Raw genomic sequence first — 15,549 nt, 5'->3', positions numbered from 1 at the left:
ATGGAACCATGAAGGCGCCTCTGAACGAACTCCTGGACCAACTTGAAGACAGCGGCGAGGTGGATTCACCCGACGCTCTGTTTGACGCCTTTTCCCAGTGGGCCGACTCGACGGGCCGCCCACTGTACCCCCACCAGGAGGAGGCCCTCCTCGAACTGTTGGCCGGCAACCACGTGGTGGCTCAGACGCCGACCGGCTCGGGCAAATCGATGATGGCCCTGGCCGGCCATTTCCTGTCGTTGGCGCGCGGGGGCCGCTCCTACTACACCGCCCCGCTGAAAGCCCTGGTCTCCGAGAAGTTCTTCGACCTGGTTGAGGCATTCGGCGCAGCCAACGTCGGCATGATCACCGGGGATATTTCCCTGAACTCAAAGGCGCCGATCATCTGCTGCACGGCGGAGATCCTGGCTAACCAGTCCCTGCGCGAGGGGGCCGCGTTGGACACCGACCTGGTGATTATGGACGAGTTCCACTTCTACTCTGACCCGCAGCGCGGCTGGGCTTGGCAGGTGCCGCTCCTCGAACTGACCAAGCCGCAGTTTGTCCTGCTGTCCGCCACCCTGGGCGACATGAGCGAGCTGGCCGAAGACCTGGCCGAGCGGACCGAGCGCACCGTGGGGATGGTCACCGAAGCCACCCGGCCAGTTCCACTCGAGTTTGAGTACTGCCTCGATGAGCTTCCCGTGGTGGTGGAGCGCCTGCTGGCCGAGGACCGGGCCCCAATTTACATCGTTCACTTCGCCCAGCGGGAGGCGGTCAACACCGCGAAGGGCCTGCAGAAGCTCTCCATTCTCAGCAAGGAACAGAAGGCCGAACTGAAAGAAGCCCTCAGGTTCGAGAGCTTTGGCCGAGGCTTTGGACAAACCCTGCGCGAGTTGGTCCTGCACGGGATTGGTGTTCACCACGCCGGGATGCTCCCCCGCTATCGGCGCCTGGTGGAGCGCCTGACCCAGCGGGGACTGCTGGCCGTCGTCTGCGGCACCGACACGCTGGGGGTGGGCATCAACGTGCCGATCCGAACGGTCCTGTTCACCTCGCTGATCAAATTCGACGGGCGCAAAACCCGCCACCTGTCGGCCCGGGAGTTCCACCAGATTGCCGGACGAGCGGGGCGGGCAGGCTACGACCAGGTTGGTTACGTCCGGGTCCTCGCTTCGGAGGCCGAGGTGGAACAGGCAAAACACCGGGCGCGCCTCTCTGCCGCCCAGGAGGAAGCCAACACCAAGAAGCTCAAGAAGCTGGCCAAAAAGACCAGCCCCAAGTCCTCCACCCCGGGCAAGATCAGCTGGACCAAGGGAACCTTCGAACGGCTGGTTTCCGCCGAACCGGAGGTCCTGCGCTCCCAGTTTGCGGTCACCCACGCAATGTTCCTGAACGTGCTGGCCGGCCCGGGAGACCCGGAGGCCCGGCTGCTGGCCCTGGCCCAAGACAACCACGACCCGGACCAGGACGCTAACGAGCACCTGCGCTCCCTCGGGGACATCTACCGCTCGCTCCGCCAGGCCGGGGTGATCACCCGCCTTCCCCACGCCGAAGCCCAGCGCCAAGGAGTGCCCCGGCTCCAGGTTGTGGCCGATCTGCCCGACGAGTTTGCCCTGAATCAGCCCCTGGCGCCCTTTGCGCTGGCCGCACTGGACCTGCTGGACCCAGACAGCCCCGATTTCACCCTCGACATCATCAGCGTGATCGAGTCGGTGATGGAGGATCCCAAACCACTACTGTTCGCCCAGGAGCGGAGGGCCAAAGACGCCGCCTTCCACTCGATGAAAGCCGAGGGAATCGAATACGACGAGCGGGCCGCCCTGCTGGACCAGGTGACTTGGCCGCGCCCCCTGGCCGAACTGATCGAGCCCACCTTCCGGGTGTTTTCCCAAACCAACCCGTGGGTGGGCGAGGCGGAGCCGTCCCCCAAGTCGGTCCTTCGGGAGATGATCGAAACTGCCGCTACATTCACCGGCCTGATCGCCAAATACGATCTGCACAATGCCGAGGGCGTGATCCTGCGCTACCTGACCGACCTGTATCGGGCGCTGCGGCAAATTCCTCCCCTCTCCTGTCAGACCCCGGAGTTGGCCGAGGTGATTGATTGGTTGGAGAAGCTGGTTCGCTCGGTCGACTCCTCGCTACTAGATGAGTGGGAGCGCCTCAACCGCGGCGAGACCAGTCCGAGCGCCGGGGCTGGCAGCGGGGCCGGGGCCGGGCAGCCACAGGATTCAGGGATGGAACCTGCCTTCGGCGCCGACCCGGACGGCACGGTTACCTACCGGACCAACCCGCACCTGCTGCAGCGCGACGTCCGCACCGCCGTGTTCCGCCTGGTGGAGCAACTAGCGGACGACCGGGTGGAGCAGGTGGCCAGTTACGGTTCGGACACCGGCTGGGACGCTGACCGAGTCGACCGCGCGCTGGCTCAGTACTGGGCCGAGTATGACTGGATGGGGATCGATCATCGAGCCCGCTCGGCGGAGCTATTCCGGGTGCGGCGAAACCCGGCGGTGGACGAGGTGGAACGCGCCGTTGAGGAAGGCGGCGCCCAACTGGAAGGCTCGACCGACGAGGACCGCTGGTGGCTGATCGACCAGGTGGTGCTCGACCCCAATGAGGACGGAGACTGGCGGGTCACCCTGGCCCTCGACCTGTGGAAAACGAGGGAGGAAGACCGCCCCCACCTGCTGCTGCTGGGATTTGGCCCCCACTAAACCTGGTGCCGGGCTCAGCTCCGCCAAAGTTGTCCACAGTTTCAAGCGAGGCGGGTGAAACCGGCGCGCAATTCCTTCATCCTGAAGTCAGTTGGATGGAGGGAGGCGCAGTGAGTGGGTACTGGACCGCGTGGGCGCGCGCACTGACCGGGTTGACCCCGACGGCCAAGCTGGTGGCGGCGGAGTTGGCCCTGCTGGCTGACGCCCGCGGGGTGGCGATCGTGCCGCTGGCTCACCTGTCGCTCACCACCGGCCGGACTGCTCGGGCAGTGCGGGATGCGCTGCACAGTCTGGAGCAAAAAGGCCTGGTTCTCCGGGACGCAGAGGCGAATCCGCGCCTTCCTTTCCGGGGCACGCGCCTGCAGTTGGTTGCCCACCGGCCCCATCCCCGGGCGGCGGGTTCGCGGCGACGACCTACCGGGCCCGACTCCCCGGGATCACGGCCAGCCCCCGGGTGCCAACCACCTGGACCACAACTACTTGGGCCGCAATCGCCTAGTCTGCGCGGCGTTGACCAGCGCGACGTTGGCCAGTGCGGCGTTGTCCAGCGTGACGTTGCCCAGCCGGCCGGCGCCTCTTCGCCCGGGTCGCCCCCAACTCTGATTGATCCGGCTGCGGCCGAACGCGACCTGCGCTCAGTTTTACGTGAGTGCCGGGACAGTGGTTGGGAGCCGCCTCCGACCTGGCGCCTGGCCACGCTGCTGGATCAGGCAGGCCGCGAGTATTTCGGCAAGCTCATCGGAAACAGGCGGCGCCTGCGGGTCACCGATGACCCGTGGGACACCCTCAGCATCGCGTGGGAGGTAGCCCGCCAGCACGACCAGGCACTGATCTCGGCTCGGGAGCCGTGGGCCCTGTGGATTCACCTGACCGGGCAGGCCTGTAGCCGCGAAGATCGCGAGTCGCTCTCTCTGCTGCCCCTATCGGAGGATTGGGTGGAAGGCGGGACTGCGCCGATCCCGGCGACGGGAGTGGAGCGGCCCGAGCTTCATTTCGGGTTGGACGACTTCGATGCCCCGCTACAGCAGGTGGTCGCCAGCCTGATGAAAGCCGGGGTGCCCGAGGCGGTCGCCTGGGCGGGAACTGCACGCCTGTTGGAACTGGTGGAGGCGGGTCCGTCTCGGCGTCACTGGCTCGCCGGGAGAGACGCCCAGTTGCAGGCGCTCGGCATTGGCGAGCGGGCCGCCCGAGCCTGGATGACCCTCCTGGTGGGGAGCCGAAGGGGCTCTTCCGGGGCACTAACTACCGGGATGGGCACCTCCGCCCGCGAGTTGGCTCGCCTAATTGGGGAGGAGTTCGGGGCCCGGATCCCGTAGGTGAACTGCCGAGTTGACCGGTTGCCTAGTCAATCCCAAGTTCACGGCGTAGACGAGCGACGTGCCCGGTCGCTTTCACCCCGTACTGGGCCAACGTCAGGGTGCCGTCCGGGTCCACCACAAAGGTGGAGCGATTGACGCCCAGGAAGGTGCGTCCGTAGTTCTTCTTCTCACCCCAAACGCCCCACTCGGTCATCACCTCGTGGTCCGGGTCGGAAGCTAGCAGAAAGTTGAGGTTCTGCTTGTCAGTGAACTTCTCCAACGCCGAAATTGGATCCGGGCTGATCCCAATCACCGTGTAGCCGGCACCTTTGAGCGAGTTCAGGTTGTCGCGGAAATCGCAGGCTTCGGTGGTGCACCCGGGCGTTCCCGCCTTCGGGTAAAAATAGACGATGACTCCCCGATCAGCACCCTCTCGCAGCTCCTGGAGCGATTTGGGGCCCGACAGGGTATCCAAGGTGAAGTCCGGCGCTGGTTCTCCCACAGTTAGTTTGCTCATGAGGCCATCCTGGCACCTGTTGGACAGGTCGACCAGTGGGCGGAGGCGACTATGCCGTCAGCGAAGGACCCAAACGACAGGTCTCCCACCGGGGAAAACGAGTAAAACCCCGGTGGGAGACCTGGCACTTCGGAAAGGAGTTAGAAACGCGTTGGAAGAACCATGAGCAGCCGTTCACAGCCCTGCCGTAATCAACTTAATCAGATCTTGATCTAGCTGTCAATACCAAATCGTTATCTACGCAAAAATGGCTCCCCGAGCCTGGCGCGACCGCCTCCGGATCCAACCAGGTAGGGTTTAGCCCGCAGTTGAGCCACTTGCAGCCCCGGCCGCGGTTGGCACCAGGCGAAACTGCCATACCCGGATCAACTCCGACCCCACTTCACAGTGGCCGAAATACTCATTTCGAGTGCCGCGTTCCCGCCGAGGAAATCGTTTGGTGCCCCATACACTTACCACCGGAACGTCGTTATAATTCCAACCACTGCTCGATGCCCAACACCGCGCATGCCCCGGACCTGCGCCAACTCCCCTCCGTCCGTCGGTCGTTCCGGTGTCAATAATTCAACGCGTCGGCCCGGTTGCGACCCCGCGTGCTCCAGATTGCCAGCGAGGACCGTTGGTGTTTGAAACTATTGTTAGGACTTCCTGTTGGTCCCGTTTAACCCCTTCCTCGCCCCATTAGCGACCCAGAATCGGACTACGCTGATGGACATGGCAGACTCAGCAACCAAGCCCAGGTCGGGCGCGGATTCCCCCACAAAAATCGTGTTCTCCAGCTACGGCAGCGAAGGGGACTCGACCCCTTTGATCAACCTGGCCCAACTGATGGTCAGACAGGGTGACTCGGTGACCCTGCTGCTGGAGCCGGACGGGGCTCGACGCGGTCAGAAAGCCGGATTGGTGACCCAACCGCTCGCCGGTGATCTTCGCTCCGAACGCCAACGGTCCCCCAAGGAAAAGGCCCCTACCCTGCGCCTCGCAAGGCAGAACTTAGCCGCCTGGGCCCGACAGACTGCAGCTGCCGCGCAGGACGCTGACGTCATTGTTGGATCTGGACTGGGAGCCGAGGCCGCTCAACTGGCAGCGCGCCACCTGGGGCTGCCCTTCGTGGGGGTCACCATGTTCCCAATCGTGCCGACCCACGAGTTCTCCTCCCCCCTGGCTCTGCTCCCCGTCCCCAAGTTTTTGAATCGGCCCACCCACTCCTTCATCCAGCATCTGCTCTGGAGTGAGTTCGGTCGGCACCTGAAGCCCGTCTGCCAAGAGTGGCAGATGGAACTGCCCAAACTGGACTTCACCAACCATCCAACCCTGTGCGCGGTCTCCCCCACCCTGCTGCCAGAACCCAAAGATTGGCCCACCGCAGCCCGAGTGGTCGGGGATTTGCACCCAGTCAGCACCGAGAGGCAGGTTTTGGCGCCTGAGCTGGAACAGTTCTTGGCCGAGGGTCCCGCTCCGATCTACCTTGGCTTCGGCTCGATGACGCTGCCGCATCCGAACCAACTGGCCACCGCGATCAAGCAGTTGGCGGAACACCGAAGGGTGATCTTCGCTCCGGGCTGGTCCGGCCTCAAGCTAGCTCCCACCTCGAACCTGTTCATTGCCGGTCACACTCCGCACGAGGCGCTGTTCCCCCGGGTTGCGGTGGTGGTCCACCACGGCGGGGCCGGAACCGTGCACACGGCAGCCCGGTTGGGCGCGCCGCAGGTGATCATGCCTTTGGGTGGCGATCAGGCCTGGTGGGCGGAAATAGCGCAGCGCGCCCAGATCGCCCCGCCACCGCTCCGCGCCAAGAACCTCACCGCGTCTGCACTGCAGGAAGCGATCCGGGCGGCGGAGTCGTTGCGTCCAAACGCACTGGAAGTTTCGCAGAAGATGTCCACCGAGAATGGCACCGGCGAGGTGGCCCGGGTAATTCGTCAGGTGGCCGGGGCCTGACCCGGGCCGCCGAAGTCACCGGTCGGCGGCTGACCACCGCCGGGCATGCCGCCGCCCGGACCGCCCATCCGGTTCGCGGAGGCCGGATCCCACTCGGCACCGTTGGCGATGATGGTGACGCCGTCGGCCACGCTAATCTCTCCGTTTGCGTCGATCGGCCCATCGCCGCCATTGTTAGCGCTAGTAATGGTGAGTTCCCCACCGGTGATCGTGATGGTTCCGTTCGAGTCGAGCCCGTCTGTCCCCGCATTCACGGCAATAGTGCCGCCGGAGATCTCCAGGCGCTCACCGGTGTCTGCCTCCCGATTTTGGGTTCCATCGTTCAGCCCGGCGGCATTGATCCCATCGTCCGTCGAGGCGACCGAGATGACGCCGTCAAAGATCGCCACGTTCACCGCCTCGATCCCCTCCAAGGACTCGGTCACCGCCACAGTTCCGCCTGCAATTGACACCACCTGCTCACCCTTGATCCCGTCGTCCGCCACTGCGACAGAGATGGTCCCCCCGGTAATGATCGTGTCGGTCTGCGCCTGCACCCCGTCGTCACCCGCCTGAATGTCGATCGTGCCCCCGGTGATCAGGATGTATCCCTTGGTCTCGTCCTGATCCTGATTGCTCTTCATTCCATCACCCTCGGCCGCAGTGAGCGACAGCTCACCGCCTTCCACCACGAGCGAGTCCTTTCCTCGAAGGGCGTCGTCAAACGCGCTCACTGTGAGCTGGCCAGAGAGGACCACCAGGTCATCACTGCTGGCAATGCCGTCACCGCTTTTTGCTGTTACCGCTAACGCTCCAGTTCCCGAGATGGTCAGGTCCGCGTCAGAGAAAATTGCCGCCGCCCCGGTGGCATCCGCCGAGTAGCTAGTGGTGTCCGTGACGGTATTTTGACTGCCAGTCGCCAAGAAGATCCCCAGGTCGTCAGCACTGGCCACATTGATCGCGGACCCGCTGTCGCTCGAGATGTTGACCCCGTCGAGGATCAGCACGACCTGGGCCTCATCCCCAGCGTCAACCACCACCTGCCCGTCAAGGGCGCCAACCAGGCGATAGACCCCGGCTTCAGTGATGGTTACGACCCCGCCCCCACTGGCAACTGCCGCCGAGGCGCTGCTCGCCCCCGTGCCGCTGAAAGTCACCTCGACCGCAGCTGCGGCTGACCACTCGTCGTCATTCACGGTGGTGTAGTCCGCGTTCTCTGCCAGCACCGCGTCCGGGCTCAGGTCGCCGGTAAACGCCGACAGGCTGGTGGGGACCGACTCTGCCGCTGACTGCTCGGTGTCTGGCTCCACCGCTGATTGCTCGGTGTCCGGGCGGCCCGACGCGGCGGTAGTTTCCCCGGCCTGCGCGGCGCAGCTCGAAAGCAAGCCGGCAGACAGCAGGCCGCCCACGATCAAGGCTGCACCAGCCATTGGTTTCTTGTGTTTCATCTTGTTTCTCCTAGCTTCTGGGTGCCCGCGGTAACAGACTGCTGGGCAAACGGGCCCCGCAGGACCCGCGCCCACTTGTTGCTCGGGAGGTTCGCGTGCAGGGCAGCCGTCCCGGTCCCAAACTTGCTCAGGCTGACCGGCCGGGAGCCGACTCGCCAAAGCGCCCGGTCCAACTGGCCGGGCCGACCGGTCGACTTTGTTTCAATGATGATGTGGTCTGGAAGCGAGGTGCTGCACCCACCACCGGTCGCCTCCCACCGGAGCTGCCTGTCAATGGTGGCGCGGCTCCCGCCGGGCAGTAGCAGCGTGGTTCGGCAGTACCGAATCTCCAAAGTGGGGCACAGTTCGTCCACCAAAGCCGGGTCGTGGCCGAGGTGGCCCAGGAGCCCGGCCAAAAAGGCCCGCCCACCCTGGGTGAGGGTCTCACGGTTTCCCGGGTCGATTGGGATCCGATCCTTCACCGTCCGGCCGCGTCCACTCCGAGTTTTCAGCTCCAGGAACGAGGTGCCCGTGTCCAGGTAGCTCCGAGTCCGAACCTTGAACCGGTGCCGGCGCCGGAGGGCAGCGAGTCGGTAGCTGAGATGATCGGGCGTATCAAAGTAGACGGAATCATAGGCAAACTCGCGCCGACCGTCGATCGCCAAGACCCGGGTGCGCGGGTCGAGCGCGTCCAACATCGCCTCCGCAACTGGGTTCTCCACCAGATACTTCCGGTCGACTCGCTGAAGCAACTCAGCTTCGGTGACCAGCTCGCCCAAGCCGACCGGACTGAGGGTTTCCAGGCGATCCCAGGGTCCGTTCACGACAGCTCCCGCGCGGCCCGAACGGCCTGGGACGGGTTGCCCGTCCGCTGGGAATCGACCCGGAACCGGACATCGACCAGGGTCGAGTCATTCACCAGGTCCAGTTGCTGCACGGTCATCGCCGTCACCTTCGCGCCTAGGCGCTGTTCGAGCTCAGTCCGCAGATCCAGTTCATGTGCAATCGCGCGGTCGATCCGCACCAGCTGGTGTCGACTGCCGGCCAGCAGGGCCGGATGATCCGCCACCCACATGACTGCGACAATCACCGCAATCAGTGCCGAGGCCAAAGCCGGATCCCCAGAGCCGAGCCCGCCGATCAGCCCGGTGGCCAGCGCGGCAAAATAGTAGGCGACCTCGCGCTGAGAGATTTCGGATGAGCGCAACCGGATGATGCTCAAAACCCCGAACAGGCCCAAGCCCAGGCCAGCAGCCACACTGGCCTGACTTAGCATCAGCGACACGGCCAGCACTCCCACGTTGACTCCGAGAAAGGCCACGACCAGGTCTCTGCGGCGGTGCCTCGGATAGTAAATGGCGAGTGTCAGCACCAGGGCGGCGATGAGGTCAACTGCCAGGGGAACCAGGCTGTTGGGGTTCATCGGGGCCACCTCCCCCCGCGGCAAATGCCATTCTGTTTCGGCTCCGGTGTGAACATGAGTGTGCTCCTTCGTCTGATTGATACTGACCTTGATCCAACCCGAGAAACATTCATGAACGCTAAGAATCGGCTAAGCGTCAAACAAGACTTGCTGCACAGTGCCGGGGTTGATTGTGCGAGCTCCCCGCTATGCGCAACACTGAAGGCATGAACGAATCGCCTGCCCAGAAGCCCTTCACCCGTCCCGACGGGTCCCCGATCCGCGCACTGGTGGTGGACGACGAGCAGTACCTGGCCGACCTGCTGCAAATGGCCCTGACCAACGAAGGGTGGCTGGTTGAGACCGCTGCCAACGGCCAGGAGGCGCTCAACACAGTCCGCGAGTTTCGCCCCGACGTCGTCGTCCTCGACGTGATGATGCCGGCCGTCGACGGGATGGAAGTGCTCCACCGCCTTCGAAGCGCCGGCAATGATGTGCCGGTGCTGTTCCTGACCGCGAAAGATGGCGTCGACGACCGGATCGACGCCCTCACCGCGGGCGGCGACGACTACGTGACCAAACCGTTCCACCTGCGCGAGGTGGTGGCGCGGGCCCGAGGGATGGCTCGGCGCTATGTCGGGGCCAGCGGCTCCGACGGGCCACTCGTGGTAGGGGACCTGACGCTGGACGAGCGGACCTACCAGGTGCAGCGGGGCGGCACCCCGGTCCAGCTCACCGCCAAGGAGTTCGAACTGCTTCGATACCTAATGCAGAACCCCGGGCAGGTGCTGACACGGGCCCAGATTCTGGAGAATGTGTGGAGTTATGATTTCGGCGGCAAATCCGGCGTGGTGGAAATCTACATTTCCTACCTGCGCAAAAAGCTTGATCCGCTGGGACCGCCACTGATTCACACGGTTCGAAGCGTCGGTTACGCGATCCGGGACGAGCCGGCATGAGGCTCACCCTGCGGTCCTGGCCCCTGCGGAGGAAACTGCTGGTCGGCATTGTCGCGGTGGTGCTGTCGGCCCTCCTGATTGGTTCGATCGCCACCCTGCTGTCGCTGCGTGCCTCCTTGTATCAGCGCTTGGACCGGGACGTCCTGATCGGGCTGGAACTGGCGGCCGGCCCGCCCGGATCATCGCCGGGGGGCCGTGATCCCGGGCCGACCGACAGCACCGGACCCCGTCAGCGAATCGACACCCTGGAGGTAACCTTTTCCGCTGACGGGACCCCGCTGCGCTCGGCCTACGTCACCCCCGCGGGTGAGACCATCTCCCTGACGGAGCCCCAGTCGGACCTGATTTGGTCAGCAATTCAGGTGGGCTCCGGCCCCTGGACGGTCGAGGTGGGGGAACCGCTCGGCTCGTTTCGCCTGGCCGCTCAGCCGACCCAGGCCGGCGTGGTGGTCTCGGGCCTGTCAACGCGGGACGTGAGCGCAACCATCGCGTCGTTGGAGCGGATTTTGCTCGGAGTTATGGGCGCCACCTTGCTGGTCGTGATCGTGGGGACGGCCTGGCTGGTAACGCGAACATTGCGCCCCCTGCACCGCGTCGCCGACACGGCGGAACGAGTTTCGCAGCGCCCACTAGCGGCCGGGGCGGTCACTTTGCCCGAGCGGGCCGCACTGTCGGCGGATCCGCGCACCGAGGTTGGGCGAGTGGGGGCCGCACTGGACACACTGCTTGGCCATGTGGAGCAGGCGCTGGGTGCCCGGCAGGAAAGTGAGGATCGGCTGCGCGCTTTTATTGCCGATGCTAGCCACGAGCTTCGGACTCCCCTGGCTTCCATCCGCGGCTACGCACAGTTGGCTCAAAGTGAGGACACTGAGAAAACCCCCACCCAAGAGCGCTCCCTCAGCCGAATAGAATCCGAAGCCGGACGAATGGCCGCACTGGTGGAGGACTTGCTGCTGCTGGCGCGGCTCGACTCCGGACAGACACAGCCTCACGGGCCAGTCGACCTGGCTCTGCTGGCCATCGAAGCCACCAGCGATGCCCACGCCGCCCACCCGGATCACCACTGGTCCGTGGAGGTGAGCGAATCAGTTGTCGTCTCCGGGGTTGACCATCAGCTGCGCCAGGTGTTCGTGAACCTGCTGGGAAACGCCGGGGCGCACACGCCCCCGGGCACCCGGGTCACGGTCACGGTGGCTACCAAGCCGGATCGTGCCCTGATCACGGTGTCCGACAACGGTCCGGGGATTGAGCCGGACCTGCTTCCGAAGGTGTTCGACCGGTTTACCCGGGCCGACCTGGCCCGCAACCGCGCAGCGGGCAGCACCGGACTGGGACTGTCCATTGCCGCCGCCATCGTCCAAGCCCATGGTGGAACCATTGAGGTGACCAGCAGTCATGCTGGGACCACCTTCCAAGTGGATTTACCCCTGCATCCCGCCGACTGATTGGTGAGAACCAGCGCGGGGATCAGACCCTGCTGACGGCGCTTCTCACCGTCGGCCCGACACTTCCCTACTTTTCAGGGGTAACCACGCGGGCACGCAAAAGAGCATTCCCCACCATGTGAAAGCGCCCCACGCTGGACGGAAACCAGGATCGTGAGGCGCCTCTAGGGGTTAATGTGAAACAGTCGCTTTGGGGTTGCGACTAGCCGTTATTGTAATCAGCTAGGCTCATCCCAGTCAACTCAACAAAGAGTGCAGCAATATTTAGCCAACATCCGCTCAAGGTCGGTTGACCGGACGCGTACCGCGTAGCCCGCGACTCGCACGGCTGGCAGTTTCCGGCGCCGTAATTCTTTCCCCGCCCGGCGTGACAATTCTGGCCTGCCAATTCCCGGAGGGCAATCCGCGAACGCTCCCCCGTTTACCTGCCAGGCCCTTAACTATGCCAAGGGCGCGGGTGGGCATCGTGCCCACAACGTGCCCACTCGTGCCCATTTCTGCACAACTTGGCCCGACCGCCCACGCGGCGCGTTTTCTGCATACCAACAACGAAAACGCCCCCAGACGGCGTAGCCGTGGGGGCGCATCGAACCTACTGGTGGAGATGGCGGGAATCGAACCCGCGTCCGACAATCAACGCCGAGGAATTCTCCGGGTGCATTCTGCCAACTATTTCTCAGCCTTCGGCTACATGCAGACCTGCTACCGAATAGGCTCAGTCAACTAAATGTCGGAGGAGGAGCGTTGACGACTCCCCCACCCAGTGGCCCTATTCACGACGCCAGGAACCGGGGCTAGAGCAAACACCCGGGCTGACGGACTTTTAAAGGTCCTGGCTGCTACTAGGCAGCGAGGACGAAGTCAGTGCGTTCAGATTTAGCACTTATTGGTTTGCATGCATCGTTAACGAGATGAGCATACATTCTCGACCCGCTTCGCCTCGATCGACAACCGCCGTCGAAACCGATCATCCCCTATGTACTTCTTCATTCCTGACCCAACCGGGCCAGTGCTACAGTATATCGCCACTGCCGGGCAAAGACAACCCTTGCTAGGCGTTTCCGCGCCGGACGTAGCGGCTCATCGCTCGCTGTGCCTCGCGCTTGTCCTGGGCTTCACGCAACGCTTGCCGCTTGTCCCATTCCTTCTTCCCTCGACCCAGCGCGACCTCAACCTTGGCCCGCCCGCCCAGGAAATACAGTTCCAACGGCACCAGCGTGTAGCCTTTGGCCGCCACCTTGTGTTCCATCCGCTGAATCTCAGTCTTGTGCAGCAGCAGCTTCCGCTTCCGGGTCGGCGTGTGGTTGGTCCAGGACCCCTGGGAGTACATCGGAATGTTGACCCCGTACAGCCAGGCTTCGCCGTCCTTGACCTCAACCCAGCCGTCCACGAGCGACGCGCGCCCCATCCGGAGGGCCTTCACTTCCGTCCCCATCAAGGACAGACCGGCCTCCCACGTCTGCTCGATCTCGTAGTCGTGGCGGGCACGCCGGTTGCGCGCGATCACCTTCTTCGCGTCTGACTCAGCTTTGCGTCGTTCCGACTCGCTGGGCTTCGGCTTCTTCCAATCCTTGGGCACGGTCCCTCCTCTCCTGGTAGCGGTGGCAGCGAGACACTACTCTACCTGATCGGCAGGAAAACCCAAGTCGCCCGGCGTTAGCCGATGTAATCCAGGGGGTCGACCGTGCTGCCGTCCCGGTACAGGGTCAGGTGCAGGTGGCATCCGGTCGAGTTGCCGGTGGACCCGGTCCACCCGATCACGTCACCCCGGTTGACCTGCTGGCCCACACTGACGTTGGAGCTCTGCAGGTGCAGGTGCTCGGACACCCAGGAGGATCCGTCGATCATCCCGTGGTTGATGGTGACGAGGTTTCCCCCGCCCGAATCGAAGTAGGACGCGACCACCACGCCGGCGCGGATCGCATACTGCGGGGACCCGCAGGCCGCCCCGAAGTCGACCCCGTCGTGCAGCTTGGAGGTTCCGAAGATCGGGTGGATCCGCCAGCCGTAGGTCGAGGTGACCACGGCGGAGCCGGCCGGGAGCGGGAACCCGAACATGGAGTTGCCGCTGCTCGGGCCGGGAGCTTCGGCGAACTCCAGCGCCTTCTTCCGGTTCTCCTCGTCTATCTTCGCCACCCGATCGGCGGCGTCCTGACGCGACTTCTCCCACTGTTCCAGCTGCTTCTTAGCTTCCGCTTTGCGCGCATCCCACTGCTGCTGCTTGGCTTTCAAGTCCGACTGGGCGGTGGCCAGGTTCTCAACCCGGGTGGCCACCTCGGCCTGCGCCGCTTCCGCTTCCTGCTGCTTCTGGATCGCCTCCGCCTGCAGTTCCTCCACCCGCTTGGTGGTGGCCTCCTGCTTTTCCGCCTGGTTCCGCACCACCGCCATCGATGAGCGCACCTGCTCGAGGGCGCGCGTCTGCGCCCGCGACATGGTGACGGCTGAGGCGGCGCGCTGGGCAATGTCGCCGGTCCCCTCCGCGGACATGACCAGGCTGAGGGGGCTGCTCTGGTGGCCCCGGTAGAGGTCCCGGGCCATGGTGCCCACGGCAGCGTTCAGCTGCTCCTCCTCGGCCGCGGAGCTGTCCAACTCGGCGGCGAGCCGCTCGACGGTAGCCTGGGCGGCCGCCAACTGCTCCGTGACCGCCTCGTACTCAAGCTGGGCGGCAGAAAGAGCCTCTTCCGCTGCGGCTAGATCGTCCTGCGCGGCCGTCAGCTGCCCGGTGACCTGCTCCAACTCGGTGAATAGCTTGGCCAGGTCGGCATCCAGACCTTCGATCTCACCTTGGAGCTCATCAATCTTCTGCTCGGCCTCCTGCTGGTCGGCCACCGCATCGTCGCGTTCGTCCCCACTGGCCGGCACGGTGGCCAACAGGCCGCCGACCCCAACCAACCCGGCAACGATCACGGGGGTCAGGAACCGCGACAGCCGTGCGCGCAGAACCGTTCTCATGGCGGTGTCCTTCCTAAACCTTGGTGTACTTCCCCAGCGAGATGGCCGAGGCGATTAGGGCCAGCAGCAGGGCCGCCCCCACCAGGATCGGCGTGATCAGCCACATGTCCGTCGTGGTGATGAAGTTGGTCCACGGGAACGAGGGGGCCAGCCAGTTTTCGATCAGCAGGCGCACGGCCGCGAAGAGGGATCCGACTGCCAATCCGGCCCCCACCAGGGCGGCGATCGCCCCCTCAATCATGAACGGGGCCTGAATAAACAGGTTCGAGGCGCCCACCAGCCTCATGATTTGGGTTTCCTCTTCCCGGCTCATGGCCGAAAGCTGGATGGTGGTGGTGATCAGGAGGATCGCGGCCACCACCATCACGCCGGCCAGTCCCAGCGAGATCAGCTTGGCGTTCTCGACCACCTTGAACAGCGGCTCAATCAGGTCGCGCTGGTCCCGGACTTCGGAGACCCCCGGGGTGCCGGAGAACTCCTCCTGGATGATTTGATACTGCTCCGGGTCAACCAGCTTCACCCGGAAAGAGAAGCCGAGCATGTCCGGAGTGGTCCACTGGGCCATCGGGTTGTTGGCGTACTGCTCCTGGAAGGCCTCGTAGGCCTGTTCCGGGGTTTCCTCGTACACCTTGGAGATGTAGGGCGCCAGTTCGGGCGAAGCCAGGCGCTGGCGAACCGCCTCGATCTGCTCGTCACTGGCCTGCTGCAAATCGCAGGTGGGTGACTGGTCCTTGTTGGCACACATGTAGACCGAGACTTCGATCTTGTCGTACCACTGGCTCCGCATCTTCCCCACCTGGAGCTGAGCCAAGGAGGCGACCCCAACGAACAGCAGTGAGACGAAGGTGACGATGATGACTGCCACAGCCATCGCCTTGTTGCGGGCCAGCCCCTTGCCGGTCTCGGACAGAATGAAACGTAAACGCATGC

The 15,549-nt window shown here is 64.4% G+C and carries 12 protein-coding genes and 1 other RNA gene; 5 read left to right on the top strand and 8 right to left on the bottom strand.

Annotated features, from left to right (window positions below; all coding sequences use genetic code 11):
* The first annotated feature begins 8 nt into the window (after positions 1-8).
* Positions 9-2,699 carry a DEAD/DEAH box helicase gene (locus tag SAC06_RS03615; RefSeq protein ID WP_350258852.1) on the top strand — a complete coding sequence of 897 codons (2,691 nt, stop codon included), beginning with the start codon at positions 9-11 and terminating at the stop codon, positions 2,697-2,699.
* A gap of 110 nt (positions 2,700-2,809) precedes the next feature.
* Positions 2,810-4,015 carry a hypothetical protein gene (locus tag SAC06_RS03610; protein WP_350258851.1) on the top strand — a complete coding sequence of 402 codons (1,206 nt, stop codon included), beginning with the start codon at positions 2,810-2,812 and terminating at the stop codon, positions 4,013-4,015.
* Positions 4,016-4,040: 25 nt separating this feature from the next.
* Here the strand turns inward: SAC06_RS03610 and bcp are convergent, their stop codons facing one another.
* Entirely contained in the window at positions 4,041-4,514 is a 474-nt protein-coding gene (gene bcp / locus SAC06_RS03605) for a thioredoxin-dependent thiol peroxidase (RefSeq protein WP_350258850.1), read from the bottom strand.
* Between the two features lie 714 nt (positions 4,515-5,228).
* Between bcp and SAC06_RS03600 the strand changes: the two genes are divergently transcribed.
* Complete coding sequence (locus tag SAC06_RS03600; RefSeq protein ID WP_350258849.1) at positions 5,229-6,455, top strand: glycosyltransferase; 1,227 nt, start codon at positions 5,229-5,231, stop codon at positions 6,453-6,455.
* On the opposite strand, the gene SAC06_RS03595 is transcribed toward SAC06_RS03600, so the two are convergent.
* From SAC06_RS03595 to SAC06_RS03585, 3 genes are read right to left on the bottom strand one after another with little or no spacing between them, the layout of a single operon-like run.
* Positions 6,437-7,882, bottom strand: coding sequence for a carbohydrate-binding domain-containing protein (locus tag SAC06_RS03595; RefSeq protein ID WP_350258848.1), 1,446 nt, complete (start codon positions 7,880-7,882; stop codon positions 6,437-6,439). The two genes, SAC06_RS03600 and SAC06_RS03595, sit on opposite strands and share 19 nt — an antisense overlap.
* On the bottom strand, positions 7,879-8,685 hold the full coding sequence (locus SAC06_RS03590; RefSeq protein ID WP_350258847.1) for a polyphosphate polymerase domain-containing protein: 807 nt from the start codon (positions 8,683-8,685) through the stop codon (positions 7,879-7,881). Before SAC06_RS03590 ends, SAC06_RS03595 begins: the two co-directional genes overlap by 4 nt.
* Positions 8,682-9,284 (bottom strand): DUF4956 domain-containing protein, encoded by a 603-nt coding sequence (locus SAC06_RS03585; RefSeq protein ID WP_350258846.1) that lies wholly within the window; start codon positions 9,282-9,284, stop codon positions 8,682-8,684. Before SAC06_RS03585 ends, SAC06_RS03590 begins: the two co-directional genes overlap by 4 nt.
* A 206-nt stretch (positions 9,285-9,490) precedes the next feature.
* On the opposite strand from SAC06_RS03585, the gene SAC06_RS03580 reads away from it, so the two are divergent.
* Both SAC06_RS03580 and SAC06_RS03575 read left to right on the top strand, forming a co-directional pair.
* Positions 9,491-10,222 carry a response regulator transcription factor gene (locus tag SAC06_RS03580; protein ID WP_350258845.1) on the top strand — a complete coding sequence of 244 codons (732 nt, stop codon included), beginning with the start codon at positions 9,491-9,493 and terminating at the stop codon, positions 10,220-10,222.
* Positions 10,219-11,667 carry a HAMP domain-containing sensor histidine kinase gene (locus tag SAC06_RS03575; RefSeq protein ID WP_350258844.1) on the top strand — a complete coding sequence of 483 codons (1,449 nt, stop codon included), beginning with the start codon at positions 10,219-10,221 and terminating at the stop codon, positions 11,665-11,667. The genes SAC06_RS03580 and SAC06_RS03575 overlap by 4 nt, the downstream gene beginning before the upstream one ends.
* 596 nt (positions 11,668-12,263) lie before the next feature.
* Here the strand turns inward: SAC06_RS03575 and ssrA are convergent.
* The 4 genes from ssrA to ftsX form a co-directional block, all read right to left on the bottom strand.
* Positions 12,264-12,642, bottom strand: a transfer-messenger RNA (tmRNA) gene (gene ssrA / locus SAC06_RS03570).
* Positions 12,643-12,718: 76 nt separating this feature from the next.
* The gene (gene smpB / locus SAC06_RS03565) at positions 12,719-13,246 is read right to left on the bottom strand and encodes an SsrA-binding protein SmpB (RefSeq protein WP_350258843.1); all 528 of its coding nucleotides are present in this window, start codon (positions 13,244-13,246) and stop codon (positions 12,719-12,721) included.
* Between the two features lie 77 nt (positions 13,247-13,323).
* Positions 13,324-14,619 (bottom strand): peptidoglycan DD-metalloendopeptidase family protein, encoded by a 1,296-nt coding sequence (locus SAC06_RS03560; protein ID WP_350258842.1) that lies wholly within the window; start codon positions 14,617-14,619, stop codon positions 13,324-13,326.
* Between the two features lie 13 nt (positions 14,620-14,632).
* On the bottom strand, positions 14,633-15,547 hold the full coding sequence (ftsX, locus tag SAC06_RS03555) for a permease-like cell division protein FtsX (protein WP_350258841.1): 915 nt from the start codon (positions 15,545-15,547) through the stop codon (positions 14,633-14,635).
* Positions 15,548-15,549: the final 2 nt, after the last annotated feature.

This window comes from Scrofimicrobium sp. R131, assembly GCF_040256745.1.
GTDB lineage: Bacteria > Actinomycetota > Actinomycetes > Actinomycetales > Actinomycetaceae > Scrofimicrobium > Scrofimicrobium appendicitidis.
The sequence above is the reverse complement of the archived record's forward strand: the minus strand, read 5'-3'. Positions and strand labels throughout refer to the sequence as shown.

Excerpts from the sequence above, each read along its gene's own strand:
- SAC06_RS03615 (WP_350258852.1), top strand. The coding sequence starts at position 9 with ATGAAGGCGCCTCTGAACGAACTCCTGGACCAACTTGAAGACAGCGGC.
- bcp (WP_350258850.1), bottom strand. The coding sequence starts at position 4,514 with ATGAGCAAACTAACTGTGGGAGAACCAGCGCCGGACTTCACCTTGGAT.
- SAC06_RS03600 (WP_350258849.1), top strand. The coding sequence starts at position 5,229 with ATGGCAGACTCAGCAACCAAGCCCAGGTCGGGCGCGGATTCCCCCACA.
- SAC06_RS03595 (WP_350258848.1), bottom strand. The coding sequence starts at position 7,882 with ATGAAACACAAGAAACCAATGGCTGGTGCAGCCTTGATCGTGGGCGGC.
- SAC06_RS03585 (WP_350258846.1), bottom strand. The coding sequence starts at position 9,284 with ATGAACCCCAACAGCCTGGTTCCCCTGGCAGTTGACCTCATCGCCGCC.
- SAC06_RS03580 (WP_350258845.1), top strand. The coding sequence starts at position 9,491 with ATGAACGAATCGCCTGCCCAGAAGCCCTTCACCCGTCCCGACGGGTCC.
- SAC06_RS03575 (WP_350258844.1), top strand. The coding sequence starts at position 10,219 with ATGAGGCTCACCCTGCGGTCCTGGCCCCTGCGGAGGAAACTGCTGGTC.
- SAC06_RS03560 (WP_350258842.1), bottom strand. The coding sequence starts at position 14,619 with ATGAGAACGGTTCTGCGCGCACGGCTGTCGCGGTTCCTGACCCCCGTG.
- ftsX (WP_350258841.1), bottom strand. The coding sequence starts at position 15,547 with ATGCGTTTACGTTTCATTCTGTCCGAGACCGGCAAGGGGCTGGCCCGC.